General features: G+C 46.6%; 4 protein-coding genes. All 4 read right to left on the reverse strand.

Features of this window, described 5'->3' with window-relative positions:
- The coding region (locus tag EA392_03065; protein ID TVR40787.1) for a hypothetical protein at positions 1–2,101 on the reverse strand (2,101 nt) is incomplete at its 3' end.
- A 48-nt stretch (positions 2,102–2,149) separates the two neighbouring features.
- Positions 2,150–2,557 (reverse strand): hypothetical protein, encoded by a 408-nt coding sequence (locus EA392_03070; GenBank protein ID TVR40788.1) that lies wholly within the window; start codon positions 2,555–2,557, stop codon positions 2,150–2,152.
- The gene (locus EA392_03075) at positions 2,557–3,234 is read right to left on the reverse strand and encodes a DUF433 domain-containing protein (protein TVR40789.1); all 678 of its coding nucleotides are present in this window, start codon (positions 3,232–3,234) and stop codon (positions 2,557–2,559) included. Before EA392_03075 ends, EA392_03070 begins: the two co-directional genes overlap by 1 nt.
- 302 nt (positions 3,235–3,536) lie before the next feature.
- The gene (locus EA392_03080; protein ID TVR40790.1) at positions 3,537–4,190 is read right to left on the reverse strand and encodes a hypothetical protein; all 654 of its coding nucleotides are present in this window, start codon (positions 4,188–4,190) and stop codon (positions 3,537–3,539) included.
- Between the last annotated feature and the right edge of the window lie 137 nt (positions 4,191–4,327).

The raw sequence follows: 4,327 nt of genomic DNA on the forward strand, positions 1-4,327 counted from the left end.
CCGGTTTCGGCAGCATTTCCCGAAAGGAGAACCTGCGGCGCAGGGCGGTATCGAGGGCTTCGACGGAGCGGTCGGCGGTGTTCATGGTGCCGATGATATCCACATTCTGCGGCACCGAAAATGCTATTTTTGAATAGGGCAAAACCGCCTTCAGCCCATTCTCGCAGCCTTTTCGCTTGTCTGGTTCTATCAGTGTAATGAGCTCTCCGAAAATGTTTGCAATGTTGCCTCGGTTGATTTCGTCGATGAAGATGGCGTACCTGTTTTCAGGATCTTTGGCCGCCCGGTCGCAGAGCTTTTTGAAAACCCCGGCTTCAATGCGGTACCCCAATGAATCTGCTTCGGCCTCCTCAGCCATGACGGGCTTGATGCCTTCCACAAAATCCTCGTAGCCATAGGACTGGTGAAAAGTGGTGAAGACAAACCGTTCGATGATTTTATCGGGATCGGGCTTGAAGTTGTTGACCGAGTCCAGCATTTCCAGAAGTTCCGGCGCTTGTTCCTTCACTTGATCCTTCAAAATTCGCCACTGCGACTTTTCATCCTTGTCAAAAATAAGCGGTGCCATACGTCTTTTGTGCCTCACAGTGGTACTCTCTTCAATGGTGTGGCTTTGCAAGGTGCTCCATAGTGCCGCATTGAGACTCATGGATTGCGAATGCTCGACTTTGTGCTTTACCCAGCGGTTTTCCTTGATCTGCGCCGTCTTCGCCTCTTTTAGCTCCATAAGTGCAAGAGCTATACATTGCCACCACGAGAGTTCTGACGCCACCTCTTCAAAATGTTGTTCAGGAGAAATGCTGGTTTCGCGTGTTGTGTACTTGTCGAAGAATTCGTTTTTGAGCAGGTAGGTCTTGCCGGTGCCGGGCGGGCCGTAGAGGATTTGGTTGAGTGGCCGGACGCTGTTAATATTCCCGGTTGCGCTATTGGCTTTCATAATCCCAAAAAGTTCATCACGGTACATTTCGTAACCGGGAGTCTCCGTTTTAAGGTCTGTGATGTCTGTGAGTGTTTTGGTTACCAATTGGAAGTCGGTAGTCCAAGTGCCTTTTTGCTTCCAGTTTACACGGCGTCGACTTTTAAAATCAGGAACCTTTTCATCGAAGTAATACTTCCCGGCCACGGTGCCATACCCCAGTAGCTGGTGGAATCCACTTTTCACAAATACGATGTCACCCACGGTCATTTCATGCGCGAAACTATGATTGGCAGTGGCATCATTTTTTTTGGAACCACCCGACCCATCCAGATCCCTCAGTTTATCTGCAATTTCGGATTTAGATCTGTAGGAGCGTAAATCACCCAACTCATCCCAGCCTATGCCAATGATGCCTTCTCTGGAAAACTCTTCCCATTTTGATGCTTTTTCGCCCGGGGAGTAGAGCCAGTACTTACCTGCTTCAATATCTTGTGTTTGTTTGGTATTGTTGCTCACCTGATTTTTGTCGTATAGTGTGGTAAACAGTACATCTTGTGCGAGTAAAATCTTTGTTGGACCTGCGAAGTGCTTCACGCCTTTGAGTTCTGCCTGCTTCAGGTCTATAGCCTCCTGAAAAAGAGGTAAATCCATCTTAATAAATTCATGTAATAGGTTATAATAATCAACAAGTTTGTAGAGCACTGGAGTCTGTTTGCGCCCCAAGCGTTTTACAAACGATCGATAAACTGTGTTAAGGTAGAAAGTGTAGCGCTCGGGATACCTGTAGGTCAAAAGGGTTGCTATCTCCCTCTCAGAAAGGAAGAGACTATCGCTGCTTTTTCCCTTTACTTCGTCATAAATCATTTCAAGATTTGAGACAGTGCTTAACACGCGCTCTTGCAATGGATTTCCCTCATCGTATAGCCTCATCAGCAATTCTTCAACTTCGGCGGGGCGCTGCTCTGATAAAAATTTAAAATTGGACACGAACATAGGATAAACCAGGTTGCTCCACTCGGTATTGTTCAGCCAGGTTATAAAATCAATTTGCTTAGAAGCGTATGCTTCCCAGTTTTTTCGCGCTTTGGCAATCAGTTCCCATTTGTAGATTTCTTCATTATAACCCTCTTTTCGGATTGATTCGAGGTATAGCTCGAGAAGTTTCTGGAAAGTTTCTTTCATTCTTTACAAAGTTTTGGGTTCTAATAATTTGATTGAGTCGTGAGAGCGCTATTCCAATTCCTTCAATTTCCCTTTGCCATCAATCAGGTAGGCAAACGGCGGGTGCTTCCTTGCAGCCACTTTGCGAATTTCGTCCCAACTTTTCACCAGCAGCTTGAAGAAAGACCAAAAGTCAAGTCCTTTTTTTCCCGATACTTTGATGAAGAGCATGCCCACACCGTGTTCGAGGTAAAGACGCTTCTGGTGCCGTGTGCGTTGAATGTTGAAATCCTGGGTGATGACTATGCTGCCATTCACTTTGGGGAGCCAAACTTCATCTTCAGCGCCGTGTCCAAATTCAGACACGATGGAGGTGACTTCGACGTGGGTGCCTTCTTTTTTGTTGAGTACTTTTTGGATGGTATTCAATGCCATGGCAATCTGTTCGGGCATATTTTCATCCAGGTAAACTTTCATCAGGCGGCGCGCTTACAAAAGTCAAGCGCATCCTGCACTTGGTGCTCAGAAAGGTGGTAGAGGAAGGCGATGAATTCGGGTGATTCGCCGGCATTATAGAGTGCGTTTAGGGCAGCCGGCTGGATGTTGGTGCCACTGAGCACAGGCTGACCGAGTTGGTGCCTCGGATCCACTACCACGGCTTTTTCCTTGCCCATGGGCCAGAATTTCTGCGCCAGTGCATCACCACCGAACTCGATGTTCTGCACGAATTCGTGGATAAAACCCAGATTGAACCGGTACTTGCCGTCAAGGCAGTAAATATCCTCTTCACCTTCCGTGAAAAAGACCTGCTTTCCGTCGGTGCGCAAACTGTGGAGCACACCTTCCGTAGCGTATGGGAAAGGGGTATTGAAACGCGTTGAAAGTAGTTTGTGGGCCTTGAGAATGTCTTTGGTGGGCACACCGGCCTCACCGAGCTGTGCAAAGACGACCAACTCGATCAGGGTGTGAAATCCGATGGCCTTTGATTTGTGCTCCGTCCAGGTGTAGAAACCCTCCGAAAGCACCTCATCCCAATGCTTGGTAATCCACCGGTGCACTTTGTGGTAGGCCACTCCCATCACCATGCTCACATCGCTGAGGGTGTAAATGCCGCCACCGATTACGGGTTTTTGTATGGTGTGTTTCGTTGTCAATGCTTTGGAAAGGTGTTTGAGGGATGAAGGTAGTAAATTGCGAGGGGCCCGGGTGCACTTTTCTCAGAGATTTTGTTCCTTTTATAAACAGCAAAGGCCGGAAGGCTTTACCTCCCGGCCCGTTCAGCATCCATGCAACATTACTTCTTGCCCTTCGGATTCATCTGCCGCCCGCGGTTACCTTGGACTGCAGCATAATCCTTGTTTGCCCCCGGAGTACCTCTGTTGGGGTTTGCTTGGTTCGACTTGTGTGCAGCTGCACTTTTTCCTTTTTTCATGATTTTGTTTTTAAAATGAATGGCTCAAAAATGAGACTCATTTTGGGAGATCATGCCAAATTCGGAACGAACGCGTATTTTTTGGAACGAATTGAGGAAAACGATGTAATCCTTCTTTTCCTTAAAAACATCAGCTTGCTGCTTTGTAAGTTTTATTTTAGAAAGTTCGGAGAATTCAGAAGGCAGATTCTCTGTGGTTGGTGTGAGGTGTCGATTTTTCAATTTGAAGTATCGAACATTTACCTTCCAAGTACGAGAAGCTTCAAATAACCACATTTCCAGAGATTCAATGTTTTTCGTAATATCCTTGAATCCCTTTCTACACACAAAATCGGTGAGTCTGTCCTCATTGACCGCTTCATAAAGCGGCCGTCTTAAAGTGATGAATTTAGCTTTTCGGTCACTCCTGATGGCAATGACGTTTTGAATTTGAATCGAATGCTCGCCGTAATCCTTTTCCGGGCCATATTCACCCCTCAATTTGATGGGGGCCGGATTCAACATTGCAACTCCTCTTTTTTGTGCTGCTTCCAGAAAGTCGTAATACTGTATCAAAAAATTCCCTTCTGTGACCTCCAATTCCTCCCATAATGCTTGGGTAGTTTGATTGCACACGCGCAGTTGCGCTTTTAGCCGTCGGTTTTCCCGAAACAGCTGTTTTTCTCTGATCGATTTCATCTTGATGGGTCTTGATGAGGGTGCAATTTAATTGATAAATGCCGGTCAATTTTGATGGTTGGCATTGAGTTTCGCCCTGCTCGGGGCTATGTAGTCGAGGTAGTTTCGGTTGTTCATGGGCTAAAGATAATTTTCTT

Source organism: Cryomorphaceae bacterium (genome assembly GCA_007695365.1).
Classification (GTDB): domain Bacteria; phylum Bacteroidota; class Bacteroidia; order Flavobacteriales_D; family SKUL01; genus SKUL01.

Coding starts and splice junctions, on each gene's coding strand:
- EA392_03070 (TVR40788.1), bottom strand. CDS start 2,557: ATGAAAGTTTACCTGGATGAAAATATGCCCGAACAGATTGCCATGGCA.
- EA392_03080 (TVR40790.1), bottom strand. CDS start 4,190: ATGAAATCGATCAGAGAAAAACAGCTGTTTCGGGAAAACCGACGGCTA.